At 63.0% G+C, this 26818-nt stretch carries 25 protein-coding genes; 18 read left to right on the forward strand and 7 right to left on the reverse strand.

The window, feature by feature from the left end; all coding sequences use genetic code 11:
• Nucleotides 1-26 precede the first annotated feature (26 nt).
• From gph to ompA, 3 genes are all read right to left on the reverse strand, one after another.
• Nucleotides 27-692 carry a phosphoglycolate phosphatase gene (gene gph, locus CupriaWKF_RS04050; RefSeq protein ID WP_276099748.1) on the reverse strand — a complete coding sequence of 222 codons (666 nt, stop codon included), beginning with the start codon at nucleotides 690-692 and terminating at the stop codon, nucleotides 27-29.
• Nucleotides 689-1438 carry a bifunctional 2-polyprenyl-6-hydroxyphenol methylase/3-demethylubiquinol 3-O-methyltransferase UbiG gene (gene ubiG, locus CupriaWKF_RS04055; protein WP_276099749.1) on the reverse strand — a complete coding sequence of 250 codons (750 nt, stop codon included), beginning with the start codon at nucleotides 1436-1438 and terminating at the stop codon, nucleotides 689-691. Before ubiG ends, gph begins: the two co-directional genes overlap by 4 nt.
• Nucleotides 1439-1559: 121 nt before the next feature.
• Nucleotides 1560-2216, reverse strand: coding sequence for an outer membrane protein OmpA (gene ompA / locus CupriaWKF_RS04060; RefSeq protein ID WP_211947270.1), 657 nt, complete (start codon nucleotides 2214-2216; stop codon nucleotides 1560-1562).
• A gap of 437 nt (nucleotides 2217-2653) precedes the next feature.
• Between ompA and gyrA the strand changes: the two genes are divergently transcribed.
• The 7 genes from gyrA to aroA all read left to right on the forward strand — a co-directional run bounded on the left by gyrA (nucleotide 2654) and on the right by aroA (nucleotide 11945).
• Nucleotides 2654-5311 (forward strand): DNA gyrase subunit A, encoded by a 2658-nt coding sequence (gene gyrA, locus CupriaWKF_RS04065; RefSeq protein ID WP_276099750.1) that lies wholly within the window; start codon nucleotides 2654-2656, stop codon nucleotides 5309-5311.
• A gap of 83 nt (nucleotides 5312-5394) precedes the next feature.
• The gene (locus tag CupriaWKF_RS04070; RefSeq protein ID WP_276099751.1) at nucleotides 5395-5958 is read left to right on the forward strand and encodes a DUF2059 domain-containing protein; all 564 of its coding nucleotides are present in this window, start codon (nucleotides 5395-5397) and stop codon (nucleotides 5956-5958) included.
• Between the two features lie 116 nt (nucleotides 5959-6074).
• On the forward strand, nucleotides 6075-7226 hold the full coding sequence (gene serC, locus CupriaWKF_RS04075) for a 3-phosphoserine/phosphohydroxythreonine transaminase (protein WP_276099752.1): 1152 nt from the start codon (nucleotides 6075-6077) through the stop codon (nucleotides 7224-7226).
• A gap of 93 nt (nucleotides 7227-7319) precedes the next feature.
• Entirely contained in the window at nucleotides 7320-8468 is a 1149-nt protein-coding gene (gene pheA / locus CupriaWKF_RS04080; RefSeq protein WP_276099753.1) for a prephenate dehydratase, read from the forward strand.
• A 39-nt stretch (nucleotides 8469-8507) separates the two neighbouring features.
• Nucleotides 8508-9638, forward strand: a complete 1131-nt coding sequence (gene hisC / locus CupriaWKF_RS04085; RefSeq protein WP_276099754.1) for a histidinol-phosphate transaminase — start codon at nucleotides 8508-8510, stop codon at nucleotides 9636-9638.
• Nucleotides 9639-9705: 67 nt separating this feature from the next.
• Nucleotides 9706-10602, forward strand: a complete 897-nt coding sequence (locus tag CupriaWKF_RS04090) for a prephenate dehydrogenase/arogenate dehydrogenase family protein (protein WP_276099755.1) — start codon at nucleotides 9706-9708, stop codon at nucleotides 10600-10602.
• 38 nt (nucleotides 10603-10640) lie between these two features.
• Nucleotides 10641-11945 (forward strand): 3-phosphoshikimate 1-carboxyvinyltransferase, encoded by a 1305-nt coding sequence (gene aroA, locus CupriaWKF_RS04095; RefSeq protein ID WP_276099756.1) that lies wholly within the window; start codon nucleotides 10641-10643, stop codon nucleotides 11943-11945.
• Here aroA and CupriaWKF_RS04100 read toward each other — a convergent pair.
• The gene (locus CupriaWKF_RS04100) at nucleotides 11935-12147 is read right to left on the reverse strand and encodes a DUF2061 domain-containing protein (RefSeq protein ID WP_276099757.1); all 213 of its coding nucleotides are present in this window, start codon (nucleotides 12145-12147) and stop codon (nucleotides 11935-11937) included. The two genes, aroA and CupriaWKF_RS04100, sit on opposite strands and share 11 nt — an antisense overlap.
• Nucleotides 12148-12279: 132 nt before the next feature.
• Between CupriaWKF_RS04100 and cmk the strand changes: the two genes are divergently transcribed.
• The 11 genes from cmk (at nucleotide 12280) to cysM (ending at nucleotide 23496) form a co-directional block, all read left to right on the forward strand.
• Nucleotides 12280-12945 carry a (d)CMP kinase gene (gene cmk / locus CupriaWKF_RS04105; protein ID WP_276099758.1) on the forward strand — a complete coding sequence of 222 codons (666 nt, stop codon included), beginning with the start codon at nucleotides 12280-12282 and terminating at the stop codon, nucleotides 12943-12945.
• A gap of 157 nt (nucleotides 12946-13102) precedes the next feature.
• Nucleotides 13103-14797, forward strand: coding sequence for a 30S ribosomal protein S1 (gene rpsA / locus CupriaWKF_RS04110; protein WP_224077984.1), 1695 nt, complete (start codon nucleotides 13103-13105; stop codon nucleotides 14795-14797).
• A gap of 30 nt (nucleotides 14798-14827) precedes the next feature.
• The gene (locus CupriaWKF_RS04115) at nucleotides 14828-15241 is read left to right on the forward strand and encodes an integration host factor subunit beta (protein WP_276099759.1); all 414 of its coding nucleotides are present in this window, start codon (nucleotides 14828-14830) and stop codon (nucleotides 15239-15241) included.
• Nucleotides 15242-15435: 194 nt separating this feature from the next.
• Entirely contained in the window at nucleotides 15436-15756 is a 321-nt protein-coding gene (locus tag CupriaWKF_RS04120) for a lipopolysaccharide assembly protein LapA domain-containing protein (RefSeq protein ID WP_276099760.1), read from the forward strand.
• Nucleotides 15757-15759: 3 nt separating this feature from the next.
• Nucleotides 15760-16986, forward strand: a complete 1227-nt coding sequence (gene lapB / locus CupriaWKF_RS04125) for a lipopolysaccharide assembly protein LapB (RefSeq protein ID WP_276099761.1) — start codon at nucleotides 15760-15762, stop codon at nucleotides 16984-16986.
• 36 nt (nucleotides 16987-17022) lie between these two features.
• The gene (locus CupriaWKF_RS04130; protein ID WP_276099762.1) at nucleotides 17023-18396 is read left to right on the forward strand and encodes a UDP-glucose/GDP-mannose dehydrogenase family protein; all 1374 of its coding nucleotides are present in this window, start codon (nucleotides 17023-17025) and stop codon (nucleotides 18394-18396) included.
• Nucleotides 18397-18447: 51 nt separating this feature from the next.
• Complete coding sequence (rfaE1, locus tag CupriaWKF_RS04135; protein ID WP_276099763.1) at nucleotides 18448-19395, forward strand: D-glycero-beta-D-manno-heptose-7-phosphate kinase; 948 nt, start codon at nucleotides 18448-18450, stop codon at nucleotides 19393-19395.
• A 48-nt stretch (nucleotides 19396-19443) separates the two neighbouring features.
• Nucleotides 19444-20439 (forward strand): ADP-glyceromanno-heptose 6-epimerase, encoded by a 996-nt coding sequence (rfaD, locus tag CupriaWKF_RS04140; RefSeq protein WP_276099764.1) that lies wholly within the window; start codon nucleotides 19444-19446, stop codon nucleotides 20437-20439.
• Between the two features lie 152 nt (nucleotides 20440-20591).
• On the forward strand, nucleotides 20592-20927 hold the full coding sequence (locus CupriaWKF_RS04145) for a helix-hairpin-helix domain-containing protein (RefSeq protein ID WP_276099765.1): 336 nt from the start codon (nucleotides 20592-20594) through the stop codon (nucleotides 20925-20927).
• Nucleotides 20928-21198: 271 nt separating this feature from the next.
• Complete coding sequence (locus CupriaWKF_RS04150) at nucleotides 21199-22497, forward strand: solute carrier family 23 protein (RefSeq protein WP_276099766.1); 1299 nt, start codon at nucleotides 21199-21201, stop codon at nucleotides 22495-22497.
• A gap of 96 nt (nucleotides 22498-22593) precedes the next feature.
• Entirely contained in the window at nucleotides 22594-23496 is a 903-nt protein-coding gene (gene cysM / locus CupriaWKF_RS04155) for a cysteine synthase CysM (RefSeq protein WP_276099767.1), read from the forward strand.
• Between the two features lie 84 nt (nucleotides 23497-23580).
• Here cysM and CupriaWKF_RS04160 read toward each other — a convergent pair whose 3' ends face one another.
• Genes CupriaWKF_RS04160 through CupriaWKF_RS04170 form a run of 3 tightly spaced genes read right to left on the reverse strand, consistent with a single transcriptional unit; the run spans nucleotide 23581 to nucleotide 26758 of the window.
• On the reverse strand, nucleotides 23581-24612 hold the full coding sequence (locus CupriaWKF_RS04160; protein ID WP_276099768.1) for a glycosyltransferase family 9 protein: 1032 nt from the start codon (nucleotides 24610-24612) through the stop codon (nucleotides 23581-23583).
• 44 nt (nucleotides 24613-24656) lie between these two features.
• Nucleotides 24657-25652 (reverse strand): glycosyltransferase, encoded by a 996-nt coding sequence (locus CupriaWKF_RS04165; RefSeq protein WP_276099769.1) that lies wholly within the window; start codon nucleotides 25650-25652, stop codon nucleotides 24657-24659.
• Nucleotides 25649-26758, reverse strand: a complete 1110-nt coding sequence (locus tag CupriaWKF_RS04170; protein WP_276099770.1) for a glycosyltransferase family 9 protein — start codon at nucleotides 26756-26758, stop codon at nucleotides 25649-25651. The genes CupriaWKF_RS04165 and CupriaWKF_RS04170 overlap by 4 nt, the downstream gene beginning before the upstream one ends.
• Nucleotides 26759-26818: the final 60 nt, after the last annotated feature.

The following is a 26818-nucleotide window of genomic DNA, read 5'->3' on the forward strand; positions in this document are numbered from 1 at the left end:
TTCCGTTTTTGCATGCGAACTCCGGATCAGGCCGGGATGAGAAGCGGAATCAACTCGGCCGGATGCCGCACCAGGTAGTCGGCGCCCCAGGTTTCCGGCGGCTCGCCTTCGCCGCAGTACCCGTAGGCAGCGGTGATGGTGAGCATGCCTGCGGCTTTGCCTGCCTGGATGTCGCGTAAGTCGTCGCCCACATACACGCATCGTTGCGGCGCCACGCCGCTCAGTTCGGCGGCATGCAGCAGCGGGGCGGGATGAGGTTTGGCATGGGGCGTCGTGTCACCGCTGACAACGGCGGAGGCCCTTGGCGCGAGCCCGATGGCAGCCACGAGCGGCACCGTGAATCGCGCAATCTTGTTGGTGACGATGCCCCAGCGGATGCCGGCGGCCTCCAGCGATTCCAGCACGTCGGACATGCCGTCGAACAGACGCGTATGCACGGCAATGTCGGCTTCGTAGTAATCGAGAAACAGGTCGCGCAGAGCGGGGAAGTCAGGGTCGTCGGGTTGCTTGCCGAACGCTGCGCCGAGCAGTCCGCGCGCGCCGTGCGATGCAACCGGCCGCAGCTTTTCGTAGGCGACCGGCGAACGTCCATGCTCGACCACCAGGCGATTGGCCGCGGCGGCCAGGTCTGGTGCGGTATCGGCCAGCGTGCCGTCCAGATCGAAAAATACAGCGTCGATCCCCGCCGTCATTCGACCACCCGGCGGAAGGCCATCATGTAGTTCACGTCCGTGTCGCGGCCCAGCGAATAAACCTGGGAGAGCGGGTTGTAGCTCATGCCGCATACCTCGATGAGGTCCAGTCCGGCATTGCGGGCAAAGCGCGCGAGTTCGGAAGGCGTGATGAACTTTTCATAGTCGTGCGTACCGCGCGGCAGCATCTGCAAAATGTACTCGGCGCCCACGATGGCCATCAGGTAGGCCTTCAGGTTGCGATTGATGGTGGACACGAAGACATGGCCGCCGGGACGAACCAGGGTGGCGCAGGCCTGGACGATGGACGCGGGGTCGGGCACATGTTCGAGCATTTCCATGCAAGTCACGACATCAACGCTGCCCGGTTCGCGAGCGGCCAGCGCTTCAGCGGCGATCTCCTCGTAGTTGATCGCAACACCGGATTCCAGACTGTGCAGGTCGGCCACGCGCAAGGCCTTGCTTGACAGGTCAATGCCGCGCACCTGGGCGCCTAGCCGGGCCATGCTCTCGGACAGGATGCCGCCGCCACAGCCGATGTCGACTACTTTCTTGCCGGCCAGCCCGGCAATGCCGTCAATCCAGCCCAGGCGCAACGGGTTCAAGTCATGCAGTGGCTTGAACTCGCTGTTCGGATCCCACCAGCGGTGAGCCAGCTCGCTGAATTTATCGATTTCCTTGGGATCGGCGTTCCGGCCGGCGGAGTTGCCCGCGGAGGGCGGCAAGGCTTGCGTAGGCGACGTCATGGTGTTCGGAGCCGGCGATGGGCAATGTGCCTGAGCCGGCGGATGGGAAGGGGGTCTGGCCAACTGTACCAAAAAAAAAGCCCAGCTTGCGCTGGGCTTTTCTGCATCGGAAAGGATCCGATTAACGTGCGCTGCGGGTGCCGACCACTTCGACTTCCACGCGACGGTTCGGCTGCTGGCAGGCGATCTGTGCCTTGCGGGTGCCCTTGCACGACTTCGCATCGACCTTCAGCTGACGCTTGCCCTTGCCTTCGGTGTACACGCGGTTGGCTTCAACGCCCTTGCTCACCAGGTAAGCCTTGACCGATTCAGCACGACGGATCGACAGGCGATCGTTGTACTTGTCCGAACCGAACGAGTCGGTGTGGCCAACGGCGATGATGACTTCCAGGGTGATGCCTTGCAGCTTCGACACCAGATCGTCCAGCTTCGCCTTGCCTTCCGGCTTCAGGACGGCCTTGTCGAAGTCGAACAGGGTGTCAGCTGCGAAAGTGACCTTCTCGCTGGAGACGACCGGCGGAGCAACCGGTGCCGGTGCCGGTGCCGGAGCAGCGGCCGGGGCCAGGGCGCCGTCGCACAGGGCGTTGGCGGTAGCCGGGGTCCAGGAGCTGTCGCGCCAGCAGAGCTCGTTCGTGCCATTCTTCCACACGTACTCGCTCGTACCGTTGCCCCAGTTGTCATTCACGGCCTTCTTTTCATAGGGGACGGACTGGGCTTGAGCGGATGCAGCCATTACTGCGGTAGCTGCAACGAGCGCGAGCTTGGCAAATTTTTTCATATTTCTCCTCTCAGGATGAGATCACCGCAGGGTTACTGCGAGCAAATGGACGAAAACAAGTCATACATTCTTCGGAGTATAACATTCTCGATGTGGTGTATGCTCCACTTCGAACAATGTCTGGCTCTTCGCTGGGGAATTGTGCCACAAGGCTCGTTTCCTAAGAAGTAAATATATTCGATTCAATCAATGGGTTTTGGGGCCTGTGGTGTTTGTGCAACATGGTCCTTGAATTACCCGCAAAGCCTTGTGGCATCAGGCTTTGCGGGTTTCGATCCAAGCGCGGCGGAGGTCCGAACGGGCCCGGGGGAGGGGGGCGGAGGCGGGTCCGCGCGCATGTTAGAATGGCACGTTGGCCAGCCGCCGGATGCCTCGCGCATAGGGGCGGAAAACATGGGCCTCCTTTCGCTTAAACCCGCCGCATAAACCACGCCGCAATGGATCCATTCGCAAAAGAAACCCTTCCGGTCTCCCTCGAAGAGGAAATGCGCCGCTCGTATCTGGATTACGCAATGAGCGTGATCGTGGGCCGGGCGCTTCCCGATGTACGAGATGGCTTGAAGCCGGTGCACAGGCGCGTGCTCTATGCGATGCATGAGCTCAACAACGACTGGAACCGGGCCTACAAGAAATCGGCCCGTATCGTGGGTGATGTGATTGGTAAGTATCACCCGCACGGCGACACTGCTGTATACGATACGATCGTCCGCATGGCGCAGGATTTCTCGCTGCGCTACATGCTGGTCGACGGCCAGGGGAATTTCGGTTCGGTGGATGGGGATAACGCAGCAGCAATGCGTTATACAGAAATCCGCCTCTCGAAAATCGCCCACGAGATGCTGCACGACATCGACAAGGAAACTGTCGATTTCGATCCGAACTATGACGGTTCGGAAAAAGAGCCCGCTATTCTCCCGGCGCGAATTCCGAATTTGCTTATCAATGGTTCGTCGGGTATTGCGGTCGGCATGGCCACCAATATCCCGCCGCATAACCTGAATGAAATCGTCGACGGCTGTCTTCACCTGCTGCGCAATCCGCAGGCTACGATAGATGAGCTGATTGAATTGATTCCCGCGCCCGATTTCCCGACTGCCGGCATTATCTACGGCATCCAGGGCGTGCGCGAAGGCTACCGTACGGGGCGTGGCCGCGTCGTCATGCGTGCCCGCACGCACTTCGAGGACATCGATCGTGGTCAGCGCCAGGCCATCATCGTCGACGAGCTGCCGTACCAGGTGAATAAGCGCACGCTGCTCGAGCGGATCGCCGAACTGGTCACCGACAAGAAGGTCGAGGGCATTTCGGACATCCGCGACGAGTCGGACAAGTCCGGCATGCGTGTGGTGATCGAACTCAAGCGCAACGAAGTGCCCGAGGTCGTCCTCAACAACCTATATAAGAACACCCAGCTTCAGGACACCTTCGGCATGAACATGGTGGCCCTGGTCGATCGCCAGCCGCGCTTGCTGAACCTGAAGCAGATGCTGGAGTACTTCCTGGCGCACCGTCGGGAAGTGGTCACCCGGCGCACGGTGTTCGAGCTGCGCAAGGCGCGCGAGCGCGGCCATGTGCTGGAAGGTCTTGCGGTCGCCCTGGCCAATATCGACGAGTTCATCGCCATCATCAAGGCGGCGCCGACGCCACCGATTGCGAAACAGGAATTGATGACGAAGTCCTGGGATTCCGGGCTCGTCCGCGAGATGCTGGCGCGTGCAGAAACCGATACTCCGGGTGGCCGGGCATCGTATCGTCCGGACGGCTTGCCGGCCGTGTTCGGCATGCAGGCCGACGGTCTGTACCGGCTCTCGGACTCGCAGGCGCAGGAAATTCTGCAAATGCGGCTGCAACGCCTCACCGGTCTGGAGCAGGACAAGATCGTCCAGGAATACCGCGAAGTGATGGCGATCATCGCTGATCTGCTTGATATCCTGGCGCGCCCGGAACGCATTACCACCATCATCTCCGACGAACTGACTGCCATCCGCGCAGAATTCGGCGATGAGCGCCGCTCACAGATCGAGCTGAACGCGACTGAACTGGATACCGAGGACCTGATCACCCCGCAAGACATGGTGGTCACGCTGTCCCACAGTGGCTATATGAAGAGCCAGCCGATCTCCGAGTATCGCGCGCAGAAGCGCGGCGGACGTGGCAAGCAGGCGACGGCCACCAAGGAAGACGACTGGATCGACACGCTGTTCGTTGCCAATACCCACGACTACATCCTGTGCTTCTCGAACCGGGGCCGTCTGTATTGGCTGAAGGTCTATGAGGTGCCGCAGGGGTCACGCAACTCGCGCGGCCGGCCGATCGTCAATATGTTCCCGCTGTCTGATGGCGAGAAGATCAACGTCATCCTGCCGGTGCGCCAGTTCGATGCAGAGCACTTCATCTTTATGGCCACGGCCCGTGGCACGGTCAAGAAGACAGCGCTGACGGAGTTCTCCAATCCGCGCAAGGCCGGCATCATCGCCGTGGATCTGGATGAGGGTGATTACCTCATCGGCGCGGCGGTCACAGACGGCCAGCACGACGTGATGCTGTTCTCGGACGCCGGCAAGGCCGTGCGTTTCGACGAGAACGATGTGCGCCCGATGGGCCGTCAGGCGCGCGGCGTGCGCGGCATGAACCTCGACGACGGGCAGGCGGTGATCGCCATGCTCGTGGCCCCGGCCGAAACCGCCGAGACCGCCGAGCAGGCCGAAGCGGCTTCGCCTGGCAGCGTGCTGACCGCCACGGAGAACGGCTACGGCAAGCGCACCCCCATCGCCGAGTACACTCGACACGGGCGCGGCACCAAGGGCATGATTGCGATCCAAACGAGCGAGCGCAATGGCCGTGTGGTAGCCGCTGCACTTGTTTCGCCCGAAGATGAAATCATGCTGATCACTACGGGTGGCGTTCTGATCCGTACGCGTGTGGCCGAGATCCGTGAAATGGGGCGTGCCACGCAGGGCGTCACGCTGATCAACGTCGACGAAGGTACCAAGCTCTCGGGCCTGCAGCGCATCGTGGAAAGCGATGCCGATAACGGTTCCGGCTCGGAAGAGGCGGAAGAGGCCGACGACGCTGATACCGATGCCAATTCGTAAGTTGTTGCAACAATAGGACACCGGCCGGAACTCGCCAGACGGCGGGCCGGACTAAAACGGACATATTTTCCAGGGAGTCATTAATGCTCAAGACCTATCGACGTATCGCTGTTCTGGCTGCTTTCGTTCCGACGTTTATGGTGGCGCAACATGCCCATGCCCAGGACGCGGACAAGACGGCAGCCATCAAGGAACTGCTTTCCGTCATGCAGGCCGACCAGGCTGTGAAGGGCCAGGCCGACAACTGGCAGCAAGGCGCCAAGCAGGAAGCTCCGCTTGTGCTGGAACAGGTACTGGTCGAGAACAAGACGCTGAGCGACAAGCAGAAGCAGGCCGCCGTCGAGAAGCTGAAGAAGAACGGCGCGGTGCAGCGCATGGTGGATGGCGCCGGTACGGCGTTCAACACCGACGGCTTCCGCAAGGACGCCATCCAGGCTCACTATGACGCCTTCGGCAAGTACTACAGCACCCAGGAAATCAAGGACCTGACCACGTTCCTGAAGTCGCCGACCGGCCAGAAGTTCATGGCCAACCAAGGCAAGGCGACCCAGGAGATCTGGGGTTCGATGATGCAGAAGTATGGTCCGCAAGTCGGCAAGTCGATGCGCGATGCCGCCGAAAAGGAAATCTCGGCTGCCGCGAAGTAATCGCTGGGCGGGCAGGGCGCTGGTCCGGCGCCCGCCCCGCATCGCCCAACGGGATGCGGGTTTGAGGGATAATGGCTGCTTGGGTTACACCGGCAGCCATTTTTCTTTTCCAGTCCATGAACGATCCACAGACTCCTGCTCTCGCTGGCATGCAGCGCGCATTGGCCGAACGTGTCTTCAACTTCTCGCCCGGTCCGGCGGCACTGCCTGCCGAAGTGCTGCAACAGGCTGCCGAGGAAATGCTGTCATGGCACGGGAAGGGCATGTCGGTCATGGAAATGAGCCATCGCAGCAAGGAGTTCGAAGGGATTCTGGCGGAAGCCGTGGCGGACCTGCGCGAACTGCTGCACATCCCCAAGAACTTCCGCATCCTGTTCCTGCAAGGCGGCGCCATCGGCGAGAACGCGATCGTGCCGCTGAACCTGATGCGTCTGCGCGATGCAGAGCGCCCGAAGGCGGATTTCGTGGTGACCGGGGCGTGGTCGGTCAAGACCGAACAGGAAACCCGGCGCTATGGCGAAGTCAATATTGCCGCATCGAGCGCTGACAGGAAGTTCACCAATGTTCCCCCAGTAGCCGGCTGGAAGCTGTCAGATGACGCGGCTTACGTGCACCTCTGCACCAATGAAACCATCGGTGGCGTGGAGTTTCACGAAATTCCAGACATTGGGCAGGACCAGGGGCGCATCGTGGTGGCGGACGCATCGAGCCACATCCTATCGCGCCCGGTCGACTGGTCGCGCGTGCAGGTCATGTATGGCGGCGCGCAGAAGAATATCGGCCCCGCCGGCGTGACCATCGTGATCGTGCGCGAGGACTTGCTTGGCCACGCCCATCCGCTATGCCCGTCGGCATTCAACTGGCGCCTGGTGGCGGAGCATGACTCCATGTACAACACGCCGCCGACCTACGCCATCTACATTGCGGGCCTCGTGTTCAAGTGGCTCAAGCGTCAGGGCGGTGTACCGGCCATTGAACAGCGCAATATTGCCAAGGCAAAGGCGTTGTACGATTTCCTCGACCAGAGCGATTTTTATCGCAACGAGATCGATCCGCATTGCCGTTCGCGCATGAACGTGCCGTTCTTCCTCGCTGACGAAAGCCGCAACGAGGCATTCCTGCAGCAGGCCCGCGCCAACGGTCTGCTGCAGCTCAAGGGCCACAAGTCCGTGGGCGGCATGCGCGCCAGCATCTACAACGCGATGCCGATCGAAGGCGTATATGCGCTGATCGACTTCATGCGCGAGTTCGAACGCGCCGCTGCCTGACGGCGCCGCGTCGGCCCGCCGCGCGCCAGACGCACGCGGCATCGTTTCATTCTCAGGCCCTCCTGCGCGGAGCGGCCCAACGGGTTCCTGCAAATGACAAGCGAAGACAACAACACCGCGCGCGAGGAGACGCAGCAGAACGGTGCTTCCCCGAGCGAGGCGGAGCGCGCCCTCGGCGCTGAACTGGCCCCCCTGCGCGAGCAGATCGATAAGGTGGACCGCGAACTGCTGGCCATGCTGAACCGGCGCGCGCAGCTTGCACTCGATGTCGGCGAAGTGAAGAAGAAGTACGGTGCCCCGGTGTTTCGCCCGGAGCGCGAGCTGCAGGTGATTCGCAAGGTGCAGGCCGCCAATCCGGGGCCGCTGCTAGGCGAGAGCGTTGCGTCGATCTGGCGTGAGGTGATGTCGGCCTGCCGTGGACTGGAAAAGCCGCTCGAAATTGCTTTTCTCGGTCCGGCTGGCACATTCTCCGAACAGGCCCTCTACGCCCACTTTGGTCATGAAGTGAGCGGGGTGCCATGCCCTAGCATCGACGAGGTGTTCCGTGCCGTGGAGGCGGGCACCGTCGAGTACGGCGTGGTTCCGGTGGAGAACTCGACCGAGGGCGCGGTGTCGCGCACGCTTGACCTGTTCCTGCAGACCTCGCTGAAGATCAGCGGCGAGATTGCGCTGAAGGTGCACCATAACCTGATGGCCTCGTCGCCTGACATGAAGGGCGTCAAGGTGGTGCGCGCGCATGCGCAGGCGCTGGCGCAGTGCCAGCACTGGCTCACCGCGAACTATCCGCACCTTGAGCGGCAGGCCGTATCGAGCAATGCCGAGGCCGCGCGCATGGCGAGCGAAGACCCGACGGTCGCGGCCATTGCCGGTGAATCGGCGGCCAATCGCTATCACCTGCATATCATTCGCCCGCATATCCAGGACGATCCGCACAACCGCACGCGTTTTGCCGTGATCGGCCGGTACGAGACCGAGCCGTCGGGCAGCGACCAGACCTCGATGATCCTGTCGGTGCCAAACAAGGCGGGCGCGGTCTACCAGTTGCTGGCCCCGCTGGCAGAGAACGGCGTGTCGATGTGCCGCTTCGAGTCGCGCCCGGCGCGCAGCGGCGCCTGGGAGTACTACTTCTACGTCGATGTCGAAGGCCACCAGCATGAGCCCGCGGTCGCGCGTGCGATCGAGACGCTGCGGCGCAATGCCGCCTACCTGAAGGTGCTGGGGTCGTACCCGTCCAGCAAGTAAGAGCAAGCGTACGCACGGATGCGACGGCAAGGAGACGAGATGGCAGAGCAAGGCAAGCAGGGCGGCAAGGTACTGTTCGGCCCGGATTACGTCAGGGCAATCTCGCCCTACGTGGCGGGCAAGCCGATTTCCGAGGTCGTGCGCGAGTTCGGTCTCGAGGAGGCAAGCATCGTCAAGCTCGCGTCGAACGAGAACCCGCTGGGCATGCCGGAGTCCGCCAGGCACGCGGTGGCCGCGGCGATTGCCGAACTGGGGCGCTATCCCGACTCGAACGGCTTTGAACTGAAGGCGGCGCTTGCCGCAAAGCTCGGTGTACCGCAGGACTGGCTCACGCTGGGCAACGGCAGCAACGACATCCTTGAACTGGCCGCGCATGCGCTGGTCACGCCGGGGCAGTCGGTGGTGTACGCCGAATACTCGTTTGCGGTCTATGCCCTGGCCACCCAGGAAATCGGCGCGCGTGCGATCGAGGTGAAGGCTCGCGACTATGGCCATGACCTCGAAGCGATGGCCGCCGCGATCGCGCCCGATACCCGCCTGGTATTCATCGCCAACCCGAACAATCCGACCGGGACTTTCGCGCCCGCGGCGGCACTGGAGGCGCTCCTGGCCAAGGTGCCCGCTCACGTGGCCGTGGTGCTGGACGAGGCTTACAACGAATACCTCGACGACGACCAGCAATATGATTCGGTGGCGTGGGTGCGCCGCTATCCGAACCTGCTGGTGTCGCGCACCTTTTCCAAGGCATACGGGCTGGCAGGCCTGCGCATCGGCTATGCCGTGGCGCAGCCGGAGCTGACCGATCTGCTGAACCGTGTTCGCCAGCCGTTTAATGTCAACAGCGCGGCGCAGGCCGCGGCTGTCGCCGCGCTTGGCGACACGGCGTTCCTGCAGCGCAGTGCCGAGCTGAACCGCGCGGGCAAGGCTCAGCTCATCGACGCCTTCTCACGCCTCGGGCTCGAGTCGGTACCATCGTCCGGCAACTTCGTGCTGGTGCGCGTTGGCGATGACGATGACGCCGGTGCACGCGTCAACCTGGCGCTGCTCAGGCAGGGCGTGATTGTCCGCCCCGTGGGCAACTACGGCTTGCCGCGCTGGCTGCGTGTCACGATCGGCTTGCCCGACGAGAATGCCGCGTTCATCGCGGCACTGGAATGCGCGCTCAAGTGAGCCGCGCGAGCACCATGCATCCCTGTTTTCGAATTCCCTGTATTGCCCGCCCCCGAGGGCTGAGATTGTGAGCGCTCTGCATTTTTCCCGTATTGTGATTGTCGGTGTCGGCCTGATTGGCGGTTCGCTCGCGCTCGCGCTCAAGCGCGCGGGCGTAGTCGGCACGGTGGTTGGCGTGGGCCGGTCGCCGGCATCGCTGCAGAAGGCGCTTGACCTTGGTGTCATCGACGAAGCCGCTTCGCTGGAAGACGCCGTGCGCGACGCCAGCCTGGTCGTGCTGTGCGCGCCGGTGGCACAGAATTTCGCGCTGCTGCATGCGCTGGAGCCGCACCTGGGGCCGGGCACCATCGTGACGGATGCCGGCAGCACCAAGTCCGACGTGATCATGGCGGCCAAGACGGCGCTTGGCGACAAGGTGGCCCAGTTCGTTCCGGCCCACCCGATCGCGGGCCGCGAACTCAATGGCGTCGAGGCTGCGCTGGCCGACCTCTATGTCGGCAAGAAGACCGTGCTGTGCCCGCTGCAGGAGAACTCGCGTGCCGACGTGGCCGCGGTGCGCGCGATGTGGGAAAGCGCCGGTGCCGAGTGCCACGTCATGTCCGCCGTGCAGCACGATGCGGTGTTCGCCGCGGTCAGCCATTTGCCGCACGTGCTGTCCTACGCGCTGGTTGCGCAGGTCGGCAACGCCGAGGACGCGGCGCTCAAGCTTGCCTTCGCCGGTGGCGGCTTCCGTGACTTCACGCGCATTGCGGCATCGTCGCCGGAAATGTGGCGCGATATCTGTGTCGCCAACCGCGAGGCGCTGCTGCGCGAACTGAACACCTACCAGTCGGTGCTGGCGCACCTCAGGACGCAGATCGAGAAGGGCGACGGCGCTGCGCTGGAGCGCATTTTTTCGCGTGCGAGCAAGACCCGCCTGCAATGGGGCGCGGACCGAGCGGCCGCGGCCAATACTGAACCCTGAATTGGCGCGGCCGTGAGCCGCGCCCTAGTGTGAATACCATGGAACACCTGACGCTTGCCCCCCTTACCCGCGCCGCGGGCACGGTCCGTCTGCCCGGCTCGAAGAGCATCTCCAACCGCGTGCTGTTGCTGGCCGCGCTGGCCGGCGGCGAGACGCGCGTGCGCGACCTGCTCGACTCCGACGACACCCGCGTCATGCTGCAGGCGCTGAAAACGCTCGGCGTGGCGTGGCGCCAGGAAAGTGGCGACTATATCGTCACCGGCTCGGGCGGCAATTTTCCGGTCAAGGCGGCGGAACTGTTCATGGGCAACGCGGGCACCGCGATCCGTCCGCTGACTGCTGCGCTCGCGCTGCAGGGCGGCGACTACAAGCTGTCGGGCGTGCCGCGCATGCATGAGCGGCCCATCGGAGACCTCGTCGATGGCCTGCGCCAGGTCGGCGCGGACATCGGCTACCTCGGTAATGAAGGCTATCCGCCCTTGCATATCCGTCCCGCGCAGATCCGCATCGACGCGCCGATCCGCGTGCGCGGCGACGTGTCGAGCCAGTTCCTGACGGCGTTGCTGATGACCTTGCCCATGGCGCAGGCGGCCAGCGGCAGGATCGAGATCGAAGTGGTCGGCGAGCTGATCTCCAAGCCGTATATCGAGATCACGCTCAACCTGCTCGCGCGCTTTGGCATCGATGTGGAACGGCAAGGCTGGGAGCGGTTCATCGTGCCGGCCGGGGCGGTCTACCGGTCGCCGGGCGAGATCTTTGTCGAGGGCGATGCTTCGTCGGCGTCCTATTTCCTCGCGGCCGGTGCTATCGGCGGTGGTCCGGTGCGCGTGGAGGGCGTGGGCATGGCGAGCATCCAGGGGGACGTGCGCTTTGCCGAGGCGCTCAACCGGATGGGCGCCAATGTGATGGCCGGCGACAACTGGATCGAGGTGCGCGGCACCGAACGCGATGACGGACGGCTGCACGGCATCGAACTCGATTGCAACCATATTCCCGATGCCGCCATGACGCTCGCGGTGGCCGCGCTGTTCGCCGAAGGCACGACGACGCTGACCAATATTGCCAGCTGGCGCGTCAAGGAAACCGACCGTATCTCGGCGATGGCGACCGAGTTGCGCAAGCTCGGTGCGCAGGTGGAGGAGGGGGCGGACTACCTCAAGGTGGCGCCGCCCGCGCAGTGGCAGACGCCGGCCGATGGCATTGGCACCTATGATGACCATCGCATGGCGATGTGTTTCTCTCTGGCCGCGTTCGGTCCGCTGCCGATCCGGATCAATGACCCGGCCTGCGTGGCCAAGACGTTCCCGGACTACTTCACGGTGTTTGGCGGCATTACGAGCTGAGCGCCGCGCCGTCCGCCTGCGCCGGTGCATGCCGGCGCTCCCGTTGGTCCCAGTAGCGATCGAAGAAGTAGTGCGCCACAGTATTGATGGCGGGCTCGATGAATGTGACCGCGCCGCTGACAGCCAGGCTGCCGGTCAGCGCGTAGGTCACGCTGAAGGCGATGCCGAGGTGCAGGATGCCGAACGTCAGGGTCTTGGCCATGGTAGATTGCCTCGCAAACAAATCAGGGAAGTAACGGGAAGGGGCTGGATGCAGCGTCGCAGGATGATGAATCAAATGATAATGATTCTCAATTGAATTTCAAATCAAAGTTTTCTGTCGGCATCATCAGCAATGACTATCGTTCACGTCATCACTATTGACGGTCCAACCGCCTCCGGTAAAGGCACTGTGGCGCACAAGGTGGCCGATGCGGTCGGCTACCACCTGCTCGACAGCGGTGCGCTATACCGCCTGGTGGCGCTTGCGAGCGACCGCGAGGGCGTGGATATCGCCGATGTCGATGCCCTTGCAAGAACCGCGTCGCGCCTCGATGTGAAGTTCGGCCCGGACCGGGTCTGGATGTCCGGCGAGGAAGTGAGCCTCGCGATCCGCGCCGAAGCCATCGGCAACCGTGCCTCGGCCATCGCCGTGCACCAGCCGGTACGTGATGCGCTGACCAAGCTGCAGCGCGATTTCCGCAAGCTGCCCGGACTGGTCGCGGACGGCCGCGATATGGGCACGGTGATCTTCCCTGACGCCCAGCTCAAGGTATTCCTGACGGCAAGTGTTGAGGCGCGCGCTCGCAGGCGCTATAAACAATTGATTGATAAGGGAATTTCTGCTAGTATTGAAGACCTTTTGCGTGACCTTGAGGCGCGCGACGCGCGGGATCGAAACCGTGCCGCCGCGCCGCTGCGTCCCGCCGAGGATGCGAACCTGCTCGATACCTCCGACATGACGGTGGATCAGGCAGTGGCGCAGGTGCTGGAGTGGTTCGCCGCTGTGCGCAAATACTGACTTCGTCAGGCGTATCGAAGCGGCGGGCGCTGCCCGCACCAAGGTGTCGGCCCGCCCAGAGGCATGGCCGGCAGTGTTTAACCTGACCCCGCTGCACATGGCAGACTGAGCGCGATGGTCGCGCCGGCCGGTGTACCGCGGATGGAACCTTACGTTTATGTCCGACCTGCAAACCAACGAATCCTTTGCCGCACTGTTCGAGGAATCGATCGCCCGCTCCAATATGAAGGCTGGCGAAGTGATCTCCGCTGAAGTCGTGCGCATCGACCACAATTTCGTGGTCGTCAATGCCGGCCTCAAGTCCGAGGCATTTGTGCCGGTGGAGGAGTTCCTGAACGACCAGGGCGAACTCGAAGTGCAGGCCGGCGACTACGTCTCCGTGGCCATCGATGCACTCGAGAACGGCTATGGCGACACCATTCTTTCCCGCGACAAGGCCAAGCGCCTGGCATCGTGGCTGAACCTCGAGAAGGCGCTGGAAGACGGCGAAATCATCTCGGGTACCGTGACCGGCAAGGTCAAGGGCGGCCTGACGGTCATGGTCAACGGCATCCGCGCGTTCCTGCCGGGCTCGCTGGTTGACGTGCGTCCGATCAAGGACACCACCCCGTACGAAGGCAAGACCCTGGAATTCAAGGTCATCAAGCTGGACCGCAAGCGCAACAACGTTGTGCTGTCGCGCCGCGCCGTGGTCGAAGCCACGCTGGGCGAAGAGCGCCAGAAGCTGATGGAAACCCTGAAGGAAGGCGCCATCGTCAACGGTATCGTCAAGAACATCACCGACTACGGTGCGTTCGTTGACCTGGGCGGCATCGACGGCCTGCTGCACATCACCGACCTGGCCTGGCGCCGTGTCCGCCACCCGAGCGAAGTGCTGTCGGTTGGCCAGGAAATCACCGCCAAGATCCTCAAGTTCGACCAGGAAAAGAACCGCGTTTCGCTGGGCGTGAAGCAGCTGGGCGAAGATCCGTGGGTCGGCATCTCGCGCCGCTACCCGCAAGGCACCCGCCTGTTCGGCAAGGTGACCAACCTGACCGACTACGGCGCGTTCGTCGAGATCGAAGCCGGCATCGAAGGCCTGGTGCACGTGTCCGAAATGGACTGGACCAACAAGAACGTGGCTCCGTCGAAGGTTGTCCAGCTGGGCGACGAAGTGGAAGTCATGGTCCTGGATATCGACGAAGACAAGCGTCGTATCAGCCTGGGCATGAAGCAGTGCAAGGCCAATCCGTGGGACGATTTCTCGCGCAACCACAAGAAGGGCGACAAGCTGAGCGGCCAGATCAAGTCGATCACCGACTTCGGCGTGTTCATCGGCCTGCCTGGCGGCATCGACGGCCTGGTGCACCTGTCCGACCTGTCGTGGCAAGAGACCGGCGAAGAAGCCGTGCGCAAGTACAAGAAGGGCGACGAAGTCGAAGCCGTGGTCCTGGGCATCGACGTCGACAAGGAACGCATCTCGCTGGGCATCAAGCAGCTGTCGGGCGATCCGTTCAACAACTTCATCTCGGCCAACGACAAGGGCTCGATCGTTACCGGCACCATCAAGGCCGTTGACGCCAAGGGCGCCGTGGTCCAGCTGGCCGACGACGTGGAAGGCTACCTGCGTGCATCGGAAATCTCCGCTGACCGCGTGGAAGATGCGCGCAACGTGCTGAAGGAAGGCGAGCAGATCACCGCCCTGGTGGTGAACGTCGACCGCAAGTCGCGCAACATCAACCTGTCGATCAAGGCCAAGGACAGCGCCGAGCAGCAGGAAGCGATGCAGAAGTTCCAGGCCGACACCAGCACTGCTGGCACGACCAACCTGGGCGCTCTGCTGAAGGCCAAGCTCGGCCAGGACAACCAGTAATCGCAGGCCCTGACGCCCGCGCGAACGCCCATGACCAAGTCGGAGCTCGTCGAAAAACTGGCTGCCCGCTTTCCGCAGTTGCTGCTGCGGGACGCGGACATCTCAGTGAAAACGATACTCGACGCGATGTCCGATGCGCTGGCCGATGGCCATCGCATCGAAATTCGCGGATTCGGCAGTTTTGGTCTGAACCGGCGTCCGCCGCGCGTTGGGCGCAACCCCAAGTCCGGCGAGCGAGTGCTGGTGCCCGAGAAACGGGTGCCGCACTTCAAGGCGGGCAAGGAGTTGCGCGAACGGGTGGACCGGAGCCTGACGCCGCCTCCGGGCGCTGGAGGTAACGGACACCTGACCGGTACGCCGTCCGGCAAAGGCCCCCAGGGCGCTGCGCCGGGCAGTTCGACGGTGCTGCATGAGGGAAGCGGGCTGAATCTGGCCCGCTCCTGATGCCGACCGGCAGCCGGCACTGTGTTGTCGAGAATGGAAAAAGGCGCTCCGCTCGGGGCGCTTTTTTCATTTGGGGTATTGGTGCGGGCTTGCCGTTTTCGTTTGCTGGAAGTGATTCCGCTACAATGCCGGGGTCTGCCGCACGCCAGCGATGCGCATGTGCGCTCCCGCAACGCCACGCCTGCCCTTACTGCATGAAACTCGTCGCCTGGATTATCCGCATCGTCCTGTTTGCGCTGCTGTTCGTGCTGGCGCTGCGCAATACCGCGGACGCTTCGCTGCAGCTTTTCTTTGACGCCGTCTGGCGCGCACCACTGATCCTGATCCTCTTCGTAGCCTTTGTCCTGGGCGCAATTGCGGCCCTGGCTGCGATTGCACCAGGCCTGATGCGCCAGCGCATGGAGGTGGCGCGGCTGCGCCGTGCGCTCGGCGATGCCGGCCGCCAGCCGACATCTGCCGACACGGAACGTGACGGAAAGAGCGCTCCTTACAACGTAGTTGGCCCGAAAGTCTGATCCATGATGTTTGAAACCTGGTGGCTGCTGGCGCTGCCACTTGTCTTTGGCCTCGGATGGATGGCGGCGCGCATGGATGTGCGCCAGCTCATCAGCGAGCAGGGCGCCTTGCCGCGCTCGTATTTCAAGGGCCTCAATTTCCTGCTCAATGAACAGCCGGACCAGGCCATCGATGCGTTCGTCGAAGTGGCCAGGCTGGATCCCGAGACCACCGAGCTCCACTTCGCGCTGGGCGCGCTGTTCCGACGCCGCGGCGAAACCGAGCGTGCGATTCGCGTACACCAGAACCTGGCCACGCGCCCGGACCTGCCGGAGCCCGAGCGCGAGCATGCGCTGTATGAGCTGGGGCAGGACTTCCTGCGCGCCGGCCTGCTCGACCGGGCCGAAGAATCGTTGCGACGGCTGATGTCCGGCCCGTATGCGGCCTCGGCCAAGCGCGTGCTGCTCGAGCTTTACGAGGTGGAGAAGGAGTGGCAGAAAGCCATCGATGCCGCACGCGAACTGCAGGCGCTCGACAAGACGGACCATCGTCTGCAAATTGCCCAGTTCTGTTGCGAACTCGCGCAGGATGCGCTGCAACGCAAGCGCCCGGAAGATGCCGTCAAGTGGTTGCGCCAGGCCATGGAAGAGAATCCCGCCAATGTTCGCGCACCGATCCTCCTCGGCGACGTGGCCGCCGCCGCTGGCGATGCCCGTGCCGCGCTCGGCCACTGGCTGGCCATCGAGCGACAGGATGCCTCCTTTCTTCCGCTGGTGGCCGAGCGCGTGGTGAAAGCCTATGCCGGGCTCGGTGAGCAAGGTGCCGCGCTCGACTGGCTGCGCGGCCTGCTGAAGGGCAGTCTCGCGCCCGAGCTGCTCGATGTCGCATTCAAGACCGAGCTGGAGCAGAACGGACCTGAAGCAGCGACACGACTCATGCGCGAGCAACTGCGCCGCCAGCCGACGCTGCTTGCGCTGACCAAGTATTTCGAGGCCCAGGCTGCCGACATGGCGCCTGCCGCCGCAGTCGCCGGCAACGGCGGCGAAGGCCTGGCCGTCGATGAGTCCGGTGACAGCGACAAGGCAAAGGAAATTACAGCGATCCGTGATCTGCTGCAGTTGCGTACGCGCAATCTGGCCCGCTACACCTGCCGCGAATGCGGCTTTCGCGCGCGGCTTTTCTACTGGCAGTGTCCCGGCTGCAACCGCTGGGAGACCTATGCGCCCCGGCGCTCGGAAGCGCTAGGCTGACCGGGCCACCGTGCGAATCTATTTCATGTACATGCTATGAAAGTCACCATTATTGGCAGTGGCTATGTTGGCCTTGTCACCGGCGCGTGCCTGGCCGAGCTCGGCAACGATGTGTTCTGCCTCGACGTCGATGAAAAGAAGATTGCCTTGCTCAACGCCGGCGGCGTGCCGATCTACGAGCCAGGCTTGCAGGAGATCATCCAGCGCAATCGCGCGGCCGGACGTCTGACGTTCTCGACCGACGTGGCGGCCAGCATCGAGCACGCGGATGTGCAGTTCATCGCAGTAGGAACGCCGCCCGATGAAGACGGCTCCGCCGACCTGAAATATGTGCTCGCCGCGGCACGCAGCATTGGCCGCTACATGACTGGCTTCAAGGTCGTGGTGGACAAGTCCACCGTGCCGGTGGGCACGGGCGATCGCGTCACGGCAGTGATTCGCGAGGAACTTGCCGCGCGCGGCCTGGAGGACCTGCAGTATTCCGTGGTGTCGAACCCGGAGTTCCTGAAGGAAGGCGCCGCGGTGGAAGATTTCATGCGCCCTGACCGCATCGTACTGGGTTGCAGCGCGGACGCTGCCGGGCGCCATGCCCAGGCCACCATGCGCCAGCTCTATGCGCCGTTCAACCGCAACCATGAGCGCACCTTCTACATGGATGTGCGCTCGGCCGAGTTCACCAAGTACGCGGCCAACTCCATGCTGGCCACGCGCATCTCGTTTATGAACGAGCTGGCCAACCTCGCCGACGAGGTCGGTGCCGATATCGAGCTGGTACGCATGGGCATCGGATCGGATCCGCGTATCGGCTACAGCTTCCTGTATGCGGGTGCCGGCTATGGCGGGTCCTGTTTCCCGAAAGACGTGCAGGCACTCATGCGCACGGCGGAGGAGTATGGCAAGCCGATGCGCGTGCTGGAGGCTGTCGAAGCCGTCAACGGGGCCCAGAAGCAGGTGCTGGGCGACAAGGTGGTACGCCGTTTCGGCGATGACCTCAGCGGGCGCACCTTTGCGCTCTGGGGCCTGGCCTTCAAGCCCAATACCGACGACATGCGCGAAGCGCCTTCACGCGTGCTCGCGCGTGAACTGATTTCGCGCGGCGCGACGCTGCGCACGCATGACCCGGTGTCCATGGACGAGGCCAGGCGCGCGCTGGAGGCGGATCTCGCAGACATCCCTGGCGGTATCGACAGGATCAGCTTCCACACGGGCCAGATGGAAACGCTGGATGGTGCCGACGCGCTCGTGATCGTGACGGAGTGGAAGGTCTTCCGCAGCCCGGATTTCGAGCAGATCAAGCGGCGCCTGAAGACGCCGGTGATCTTCGATGGCCGGAATCTGTACGAGCCGGAGGCCATGGCGCAGACCGGTATCGAATACCATGCGATCGGGCGTTCGGGCGCGAAGCGCTGAACGCATCGGCAGGCGGCCGTGTCCCAGTAGGATCGGTATGCCGGAGGAACTATGGCTATGAATCAAATTTCGCAGGATCAGATCCGCCAGGCGCGCATCCTGGTGGTCGGCGACATGATGCTGGACCGCTACTGGTTTGGTGACGTCGAGCGTATTTCGCCGGAGGCGCCGGTTCCGGTCGTCCAGATCAAACGCAGCGATGAACGCCTGGGCGGCGCAGCCAACGTGGCCCGCAACTCGGCCGCGCTGGGTGCGCAGGTCGGCATGCTTGGCGTTGTAGGCGAAGACGAGCCAGGCCGCACCATCGAATCGTTGCTGTCAGCATGCAAGGTCCAGCCGTACCTGCACCGCGATGCCAGCGTCAACACGACGATCAAGCTGCGCGTGCTGGCCCACCAGCAGCAGCTGTTGCGCGTGGACTTCGAGAATCCGCCCACACATGAAGTGCTGCTGGGCGTGCTCGATGGTTTCCAGGAGCTCCTGAACCAGTACGAGGTGCTGGTGCTGTCCGACTATGGCAAGGGGGGCCTGACGCACGTCGGCCGCATGGTCGAGGCCGGCCGCGCGGCGGGCCGGATGGTCCTGGTCGATCCCAAGGGCGACGACTATTCGCGCTACCGTGGTGCCACGCTGATCACGCCTAACCGTGCCGAGATCCGCCGCGTCGTCGGGGCCTGGAAAAGCGAACAGGACCTCACCGCGCGTGCCCAGAACCTGCGTCGCGACCTGCAGCTCGAGGCCTTGCTCCTGACCCGTTCGGAAGAGGGCATGACCCTGTACACGGAAGCCGAGGTCCTGCATGTCTCGGCACAGGCGCGCGAAGTCTATGATGTATCAGGTGCCGGCGATACCGTGATCGCCACGCTGGCGACCATGCTGGCGGCGGGGGTGTCGCTGAAGCAGGCCGTGCAGTTCGCCAACCGCGCGGGCGGCATCGTGGTGGGCAAGCTGGGTACCGCTGTCGTCAGCTATCCGGAGCTGTTCGGCTCGGCTGGCTGAACGCGTACGATTTCCGGTGCCCCTGTTGAACTCTCTGTCGGACCGATCATGACCATCATCGTCACCGGCGCTGCGGGATTCATCGGCAGCAACCTTGTCAAGGGACTGAACGCGCGTGGCGAGGACCAGGTTGTCGCGGTCGACAATCTCCAGCGCCCTGACAAATTCCACAACCTGGTGGATTGCGAGATTCGCGACTACCTCGACAAGGACGACTTCCTGTCCCGCTTCGAGCGCGGGGAGTTCGGCAGGGTCCGCGCGGTGTTTCATCTCGGGGCCTGCACCGACACGATGGAGCAGGACGGGCGCTACCTGATGGCGAACAACTACCGCTACAGCAAGGTGCTGATGGAGTCCTGCCTGGCGCAGGACTCGCAGTTCATCTATGCATCGTCGGCGGCAGTCTACGGGGAGTCACAGGCATTTCGCGAAGCGCGTGAATGCGAGCGGCCGCTGAGCATCTACGGCTACTCGAAGTTCCTGTTCGACCAGGTCGTGCGCGAGCGGCTGGAGGGCGCCCTGTCGCAGGTGGTCGGCCTGCGCTATTTCAACGTGTATGGCCCGGGCGAGGCGCACAAGAATCGCATGGCCTCGATCATCTGGCAGCAATTCGAACAATTCCGTGCCGAGGGTACGGTGAAGCTGTTCGGCGAACATGCTGGCCATGGAGCGGGTTGCCAGAGCCACGATTTTGTCGCGATCGAGGATGTCGTCAGGATCAACCTGTTCTTCCTCGACCATCCACGCCGATCCGGCATCTTCAACGTGGGTACGGGCCAAGCGCGTTCGTTTAACGATGTGGCTTGCGTCGTGGTCAATACGCTGCGTGAGGCGGAGGGCAAGCCACCGCTGGCGATCGACGAACTGGTGCAGGAAGGGCTGCTGGAGTACATCCGCTTCCCCGACGCACTGCGTGGCCGGTATCAGAGCTTCACGCAATCGGATCTGTCGCGCCTGCGCGCCGCGGGCTATGCCACGCCCTTTGTTTCCATGGAAGAAGGTGTGGCGCGCTACTGCCAGTGGTTGCTCGATCGCTGTCGTTGAAGGCGCCCGGCGGCGTCGTCGCGTTCGGAAACATCCTCGTGCAAGGCACGTGAACGTTTGTTTCGGCGTGCGCCGGCGCACGCGGCCGGTCCTATCCTGAGCGCACCTTGCCAATTCCGGCAAGGCAACGCAAACGGAAAAGGAACTCACCAATGTTCAAGACAATGCTCAGGCGCGGCTGCCTGGCTGCAGTGGTCTGGATGTCGTTCACCGGGGCCGCGATGGCCACGGTCGATGTCAACACGGCCGACGCATCGGCCCTGACTTCGGTGAAGGGCATCGGACCTGCAACCGCCAAGAACATCATTGACGAGCGCACCAAGCACGGGCCCTACAAGAGTGCGACGGATCTGGCCGAGCGCGTCAGCGGCGTCGGAACCAAATCGGTGGCGCGCATGCAGGAGGCTGGCTTGACGATCGGTGCCAAGGCTGCGCCGGCGGCAGCTCCGGCCGGCGCTGCCGCTGCCACTCGACCCGCCAAGCGCTGACATGGCATGGCGCCGCCGGTGCAGGGGGGCACCGCGGCGCCATGGTCCTGCTCCATCCAGTCCAGGCAACCAGGTTCCATGTTGTGCCACTGGTATGGCTCGTGCTTGTCAGACGCACGGTTCTTCGCTTGCCGACAGCGGCGGAGTATCATGCGGCAGCCCGCAACAGCCACGGTCATTCCGTCGGCCGCGCACGATCTTAAAAGCCAGGCCAGGCCTCGCCCTTTCCCGGGGGCAAGGAGAGTCAGGCAGAACAACAGGGAGCATAACAATGACGAATGGCGAGGACACAGGGTTCCTGCCGAAGTGGCGATTGAAGACGGAAGGGGTCATCGGTCCGGATGAGCGCCTGCCTGCGGGGCAGACGCTGCTCGCCGGCATTCAGCACGTGGTGGCGATGTTCGGTTCCACGGCGATCGCGCCGATCCTGATGGGCTTCAATCCGAATATCGCCATCCTCTTCTCCGGCATCGGCACGCTGATCTTCTTCCTGTGCGTGCGCGGCCGGGTGCCCAGCTATCTCGGTTCCAGCTTCGCGTTCATCGCTGTCGTGATCGCGGCCACGGGGTACGCCGGAAGCGGGCCCAATGCCAATATCCCGGTAGCCTTGGGCGGCATCATTGCCGCGGGTGCGCTGTACACGGTGATTGGCCTTGTGGTGCAAGCGGTCGGCTATGGCTGGGTCGAACGGCTGATGCCGCCAGTGGTCACCGGTGCGATCGTCGCGGCCATCGGTCTGAACCTCGCCCCGGTGGCGGTAAAGGCCGTGAGTAGCTCGTCGTTTGACACCTGGCTAGGCCTTTTGACCGTGCTGGCAGTCGGGCTGGTGGCAGTCCGCGCGCCAGGAATGGTCGGGCGCCTTCCGGTGCTGATTGGTGGCCTGTTCGGCTACCTGTTCTACTATGCCGGCGCGAATCAGATGGGTCTCGGCAAGCCGATCGATTTTTCTGGCGTGGCGGCGGCGAGCTGGTTTGGCCTGCCGTCGTTCACTTCGCCGGTATTCGAGGCCGGCGCCATGCTGCTGATCGCGCCGGTGGCAATTGTGCTGGTGGCAGAGAACCTGGGGCACATCAAGGCCATTGGGGTGATGACGGGGCGCAACCTTGACCCATACATCGGCCGCGCCTTTATTGGCGACGGCGTCGCGACCATGCTGTCGGCCAGCGGCGGCGGCACCGGCGTCACCACGTATGCCGAGAACATGGGGGTGATGGCCGTTACCAGGATCTATTCGACGCTGATCTTTGTTGTCGCGGCCGCGGTGGCCATCCTGCTCGGATTCTCACCAAAGTTCGGTGCGCTGATCTTGACCATCCCGGGCCCGGTCATCGGCGGACTGACCATTGTGGTGTTCGGCCTGATTGCCGCCACGGCTGGCCGTATCTGGGTCCAGAATCACGTGGACTTCTCCAGTTCGCGCAACCTCATCACGGTGGGCGCCACCTTGACTGTCGCCGCGGGCGACCTGACGCTGAAGCTTGGTGGCATGACGCTGGGTGGTATCGGGACTGCAACGTTTGGCTGCATCCTGCTTTACCACCTGCTGGGCGGGGGCAACAAGGAGGCGTAAGCCAGCGCGGCCACACCGGGAGTGGGCCTGACCGGCCGCCTCCGGCGCGCGGCGGGGGCCTGATTTACAATGTGCGGGACATTTCCACTCCGCACCATGGCCTACAAGACAATTGAAGATACCATCGGCAATACGCCGCTGGTCAGACTGCAGCGCATTCCCGGTGCCGCCAACGACGCACGCGGCAACGTCATTCTAGGCAAGCTTGAGGGCAACAACCCGGCCGGGTCGGTCAAGGACCGCCCGGCGGTGTCAATGATCGCCCGCGCGGAGTCGCGCGGCCGCATCAAGCCCGGCGACACGCTGATCGAAGCCACTTCCGGTAACACCGGTATCGCGCTTGCCATGGCTGCGGCAATCCGCGGCTACAAGATGGTGCTGATCATGCCGGAAGACCTCAGCCTGGAGCGTCGCCAGAGCATGGCCGCCTATGGCGCCGAGATTATCCTGACTCCGGTGAAGGGGGGCATGGAGTACGCGCGCGACCTGGCGGATGCCATGGAACGTGACGGTAAGGGCGTTATCCTGGACCAGTTCGCCAATCCGGACAATCCACTGGCCCACTACGAAACGACCGGGCCGGAGATCTGGCGCGATACCGAAGGCCGGATCACACATTTCGTTTCGGCCATGGGCACGACCGGTACCATTACCGGTGTCTCGCGTTACCTGAAAGAGCAGAACCCTGCCATCGAGATCATCGGTGCGCAACCGGCGGAAGGCTCGCGGATTCCCGGCATCCGCAAATGGCCGGAAGCCTACCTGCCGAAGATCTACGACCCGAAGTATGTGGACCGTACCGAGCCTGTCAGCCAGGCCGATGCGGAACACATGGCGCGCCGCATGGCGAGCGAGGAGGGCATTTTTTCAGGTATCTCGGCCGCCGGCGCCCTGTGCGTGGCCATGCGCGTTGCCGAGGAAGTGGAAAACGCGACGATCGTTTTCATCGTCTGCGACCGGGGGGACCGGTATCTGTCCACCGGGGTATTTCCCGCCTGACGGGCGGCATCATCATGCTTCCGCGCGTCGAGGCATGCAGCCGACTGGCTTGCCAGTCGCTGCATATCAAGGCAAGGCGTGAGCCTAGGTCGCCGATTTGTCCCGGATCCAGCCCTGGACAATGTCAAAGACGGACTGTGGGCTGAGTTGAACCATGCAGTCGCAGGTTATGGTTTCGAGCTTTTCGCAATCCGTGCAGCTCTTCTCCCGCACCAGATTCTGAGCCCTGTTCCCAAGCGCCGCCCACCGGCCCGGGTGCATCGGACGCGTGGGCGGAAACAGCCCCAGCGTACGTTGCCCGATCGCGGCCGACAGGTGCAGTGGGCCTGTGCCGCTCGCAATCAGGCCATCCGCTTGACGGATGAATGCCGTTAGCTGGTCCAGCGTCTGCGTGCCACAAAGGTTCGTAACATTTGGCTGTTCCAGCAGTGCGCTGCCATTGGCCTTCAGCCACTCTCCTTCCTTTGCACTGCCTGTCAGCCAGAGATGGACGTCCTCTCTGCCTGACTGCATCCTGGCGAGCGTTGCGTAATGCTCGATCGGCCATTCCCGGCCATGGCCGTTGGACTTGGTGTGGAGAACGAGATTGAACGTATAGCGGCCCTGCATCTCCGCAATTGCCCTGTCCACCGGGATATCAAAGTGGTACAGGCCGGGAATTTGCTCGAGAGAGGGGATGTCGCGGCTGCCATACGGGCTCAGAAAGCGGAAATTGATCTGCGCCTCGTGTTCTTGCGTGGTGCTCTTGCTGAAGCGCACTCGCCGGTTGCAGTAGAACAGCAGGTAGAGCTTCTGGCGCGCATTGCCGATTCGGTGCCTGATCCCGGCGCGAAAGGCCGCCAGTGCCAGCTTGCGGTCAGGCTGGGCCAGGATGACGGTATCGATGCCCGACTTCTTCAGGTAGCCGACGGGGTCATTGGCGATGTCTTCCAATTCGACGACTTCATTGATGTCGGTGCAGAGGCGAACCAGCGGCGCTGCATAGGCGCGACACAGGAAGCTGATCTTTGCAGTCGGATTCAGTTGCCTCAGTCGAGCGACCATAGGCAAAGTCAGTACTATGTCGCCGATATTGTCGGTGCGGCTGACCAGTATGTGTTTGCTTCGAATTGCCATTTATCTTCGATGTGAGAGCAGGGTGGTGTCATGCCATCCGGGCATTACCGTCGCGCCCGCTTGCGCAAATACCGCAAATACCACTTCAGGCTTTCCACCGGCTTGCCCTGGCGGAACATGAAGCGCGAATGCATGCGCATTTCCTTGGTGTTCCTCGGCTCCGGATCGAGCGGCATGTCGTGCCACGGTGACAATGCCAGATACTTGCGGAACATTGCCCGGGCCTCATGCCCGCTCCAGTCGGCCCATGGTTTGACCGAGCCCGCGAAATGGATGAAGACGGCCTTGCCGACCGGACGCATCGCGAAGCTGTTGACGTTCAGGTCGTGGATCAGGTCGTACAGGTAGTTCCAGCGAGGCGATATGTACCGCGCGCGGCCATTGAGCACTTTATTTAGCGCGTCCTGGTCGTTGAAGCGCATGTCGGTGCTGGTATCGAGCAGGGCTTCCAGGGTTTGCGGCGTGATATTCTCGGCCAGCCACTTCTCGATATTCATGAACAGCACACCGCCGTTGAAGTACTCCGCGCGCGCCAGGCCCAGTGCGGCAACGCGGCGGCGCAGCGTGACTGGGGCGTCAGGCACGACGACGGCGATATCGTTGCTGATGTCCATGTCGACCAGCTCATCGAGGCGGCCGACACACAGGATGTCCGCGTCCAGGTACAGCACGCGCTCCGTCTGGCCGCGCAGCACTTCCGGAATCACCAGCCGCGTGAAAATCGACAGTGAATAGTGCGAGTGCCCGAGGAAATGCGAGAACTGCGTGAACGACGACAGGTCGAGCAAATGCAGCTGCGTGCTGACCGGGTACATCGCCTCCAGTTGCTTCAGGCGACGCTGGTTCTCTTCCAATGCCGAGAACGTCAGTACATGGAATGTGAAGTGCTGCCCCGGGTTGTTGTCGATGATCGAAGCGATGGTCGCGCCCATCGGTCGGAAGTAGTTGTCATCGACGCAAAAGGCGATGTGGAACGACGGCTTGCCGTTGGTGCCCGTCAACGGAGCGGGCGCGGGGCTGGTGGGCGAGGTCAGGTTCATGGCATGGCCTTCATGACTTGTTCGACGGTGACGGCCTTGACCCAGTCACGTCGGTTTGCGGCGGTGATGACCGTGCTGTTGTCGCGGTCGATCGGCACCCATTCCGGGTTCTTCTGGCGCATCAGCGCAATGACCGGCACATGCACGGCATTGGCCAGGTGCATCACGGCGGTTTCCACCGAAATGATCAGATCGCATTGCGCCAGGACGGCCGGCAACTGGAAGAAATTGTCTTCGGCGCTGAACAGCTCGGTGCGCGCCAGACCGTATCCGCTGATGACCTCCCGGGCATGCGCCAGTTCCTGCGGCACGGCATTGACAATGAAGCAGCTGTCGCGCCAGCGTGGCAGCTGCTGCATGCCCTGGATCAGCGCGGCGACCTGATCCAGCGTCCAGCAGCGCTTCTTGGTTTTGGCGTACGGATTGATGAAGACGAGCTTTCCCTGGCGCGGAACGAATCCCCAGGCCGCCAGCGTGTCCTGCGCATACTGCTGCCATGGCGCGGGAATATCGACAAACGGAAAGCGCTCCGCAGCGCTGACTTCCAGTCCGCTGAGCTGTCGGAACCAGTGGGCGTACACGTCGCTGATATGCTGCGGCGCGGCCCGGTCGACCTTGTACGGCGGAATCGATGCATCGAGCTTGCGGTAGGCAAGCAGGTGGTGCGGCTGATAGAAACGGACCTGCCGCGTCATGCCGACCACGAAACCGTCGGGGCTGATCGCGCGCGCGAGGTTCGCGTACTGGTGCGGGCGCAGTGTCGCGAGCGACACCACGATCGGGTAGTGCTCCTGCTGCGCTTCGCGAATGGATGCTTCGTAGAGTTCCGGGCTGTAGGTGCGCGTATAGACCTTGCTGAAGAACGGGCACGCTGCGACCCAGTCGTAGAGCGAGTACTTGCGGAGGTATTCCCAGGCCTTGGCGTCGCTGGTGCGGCGCACTTCATCGACCCACAGATGGATCTCCAGGTGCGGGTTTGCCTGCGCGAAGGCTTTGAAGAAGTTTTGCAGATAGGTGAAGTCGCCCAGGGCGAGGTGGGCGATAAACAGTATTTTCTTTGACTGCTTCAGCAAATCTGCGGGAATCAGGGTCTGGGGTTGGGTCACGAATGGCTCGCGGGAAGTCGCGTGGCGTCAGGCCGCTATTGTAAGGGAGGGCACCGGTTG

Source organism: Cupriavidus sp. WKF15 (genome assembly GCF_029278605.1).
In the GTDB taxonomy this organism is placed as follows: Bacteria; Pseudomonadota; Gammaproteobacteria; order Burkholderiales; family Burkholderiaceae; genus Cupriavidus.

Bases quoted from the DNA above. Each gene is read 5' to 3' on its own strand.
- CupriaWKF_RS04100 (WP_276099757.1), bottom strand. From the start codon at position 12,147: ATGGCCAAGACCCTGACGTTCGGCATCCTGCACCTCGGCATCGCCTTC.
- CupriaWKF_RS04150 (WP_276099766.1), top strand. From the start codon at position 21,199: ATGACGAATGGCGAGGACACAGGGTTCCTGCCGAAGTGGCGATTGAAG.
- rfaE1 (WP_276099763.1), top strand. From the start codon at position 18,448: ATGGCTATGAATCAAATTTCGCAGGATCAGATCCGCCAGGCGCGCATC.
- hisC (WP_276099754.1), top strand. From the start codon at position 8,508: ATGGCAGAGCAAGGCAAGCAGGGCGGCAAGGTACTGTTCGGCCCGGAT.
- CupriaWKF_RS04145 (WP_276099765.1), top strand. From the start codon at position 20,592: ATGTTCAAGACAATGCTCAGGCGCGGCTGCCTGGCTGCAGTGGTCTGG.
- cysM (WP_276099767.1), top strand. From the start codon at position 22,594: ATGGCCTACAAGACAATTGAAGATACCATCGGCAATACGCCGCTGGTC.
- lapB (WP_276099761.1), top strand. From the start codon at position 15,760: ATGATGTTTGAAACCTGGTGGCTGCTGGCGCTGCCACTTGTCTTTGGC.
- aroA (WP_276099756.1), top strand. From the start codon at position 10,641: ATGGAACACCTGACGCTTGCCCCCCTTACCCGCGCCGCGGGCACGGTC.
- rpsA (WP_224077984.1), top strand. From the start codon at position 13,103: ATGTCCGACCTGCAAACCAACGAATCCTTTGCCGCACTGTTCGAGGAA.
- cmk (WP_276099758.1), top strand. From the start codon at position 12,280: ATGACTATCGTTCACGTCATCACTATTGACGGTCCAACCGCCTCCGGT.
- rfaD (WP_276099764.1), top strand. From the start codon at position 19,444: ATGACCATCATCGTCACCGGCGCTGCGGGATTCATCGGCAGCAACCTT.
- CupriaWKF_RS04120 (WP_276099760.1), top strand. From the start codon at position 15,436: ATGAAACTCGTCGCCTGGATTATCCGCATCGTCCTGTTTGCGCTGCTG.
- CupriaWKF_RS04160 (WP_276099768.1), bottom strand. From the start codon at position 24,612: ATGGCAATTCGAAGCAAACACATACTGGTCAGCCGCACCGACAATATC.
- ubiG (WP_276099749.1), bottom strand. From the start codon at position 1,438: ATGACGTCGCCTACGCAAGCCTTGCCGCCCTCCGCGGGCAACTCCGCC.
- pheA (WP_276099753.1), top strand. From the start codon at position 7,320: ATGACAAGCGAAGACAACAACACCGCGCGCGAGGAGACGCAGCAGAAC.
- CupriaWKF_RS04130 (WP_276099762.1), top strand. From the start codon at position 17,023: ATGAAAGTCACCATTATTGGCAGTGGCTATGTTGGCCTTGTCACCGGC.
- CupriaWKF_RS04115 (WP_276099759.1), top strand. From the start codon at position 14,828: ATGACCAAGTCGGAGCTCGTCGAAAAACTGGCTGCCCGCTTTCCGCAG.
- CupriaWKF_RS04070 (WP_276099751.1), top strand. From the start codon at position 5,395: ATGCTCAAGACCTATCGACGTATCGCTGTTCTGGCTGCTTTCGTTCCG.
- gyrA (WP_276099750.1), top strand. From the start codon at position 2,654: ATGGATCCATTCGCAAAAGAAACCCTTCCGGTCTCCCTCGAAGAGGAA.
- CupriaWKF_RS04165 (WP_276099769.1), bottom strand. From the start codon at position 25,652: ATGAACCTGACCTCGCCCACCAGCCCCGCGCCCGCTCCGTTGACGGGC.
- serC (WP_276099752.1), top strand. From the start codon at position 6,075: ATGAACGATCCACAGACTCCTGCTCTCGCTGGCATGCAGCGCGCATTG.
- gph (WP_276099748.1), bottom strand. From the start codon at position 692: ATGACGGCGGGGATCGACGCTGTATTTTTCGATCTGGACGGCACGCTG.
- ompA (WP_211947270.1), bottom strand. From the start codon at position 2,216: ATGAAAAAATTTGCCAAGCTCGCGCTCGTTGCAGCTACCGCAGTAATG.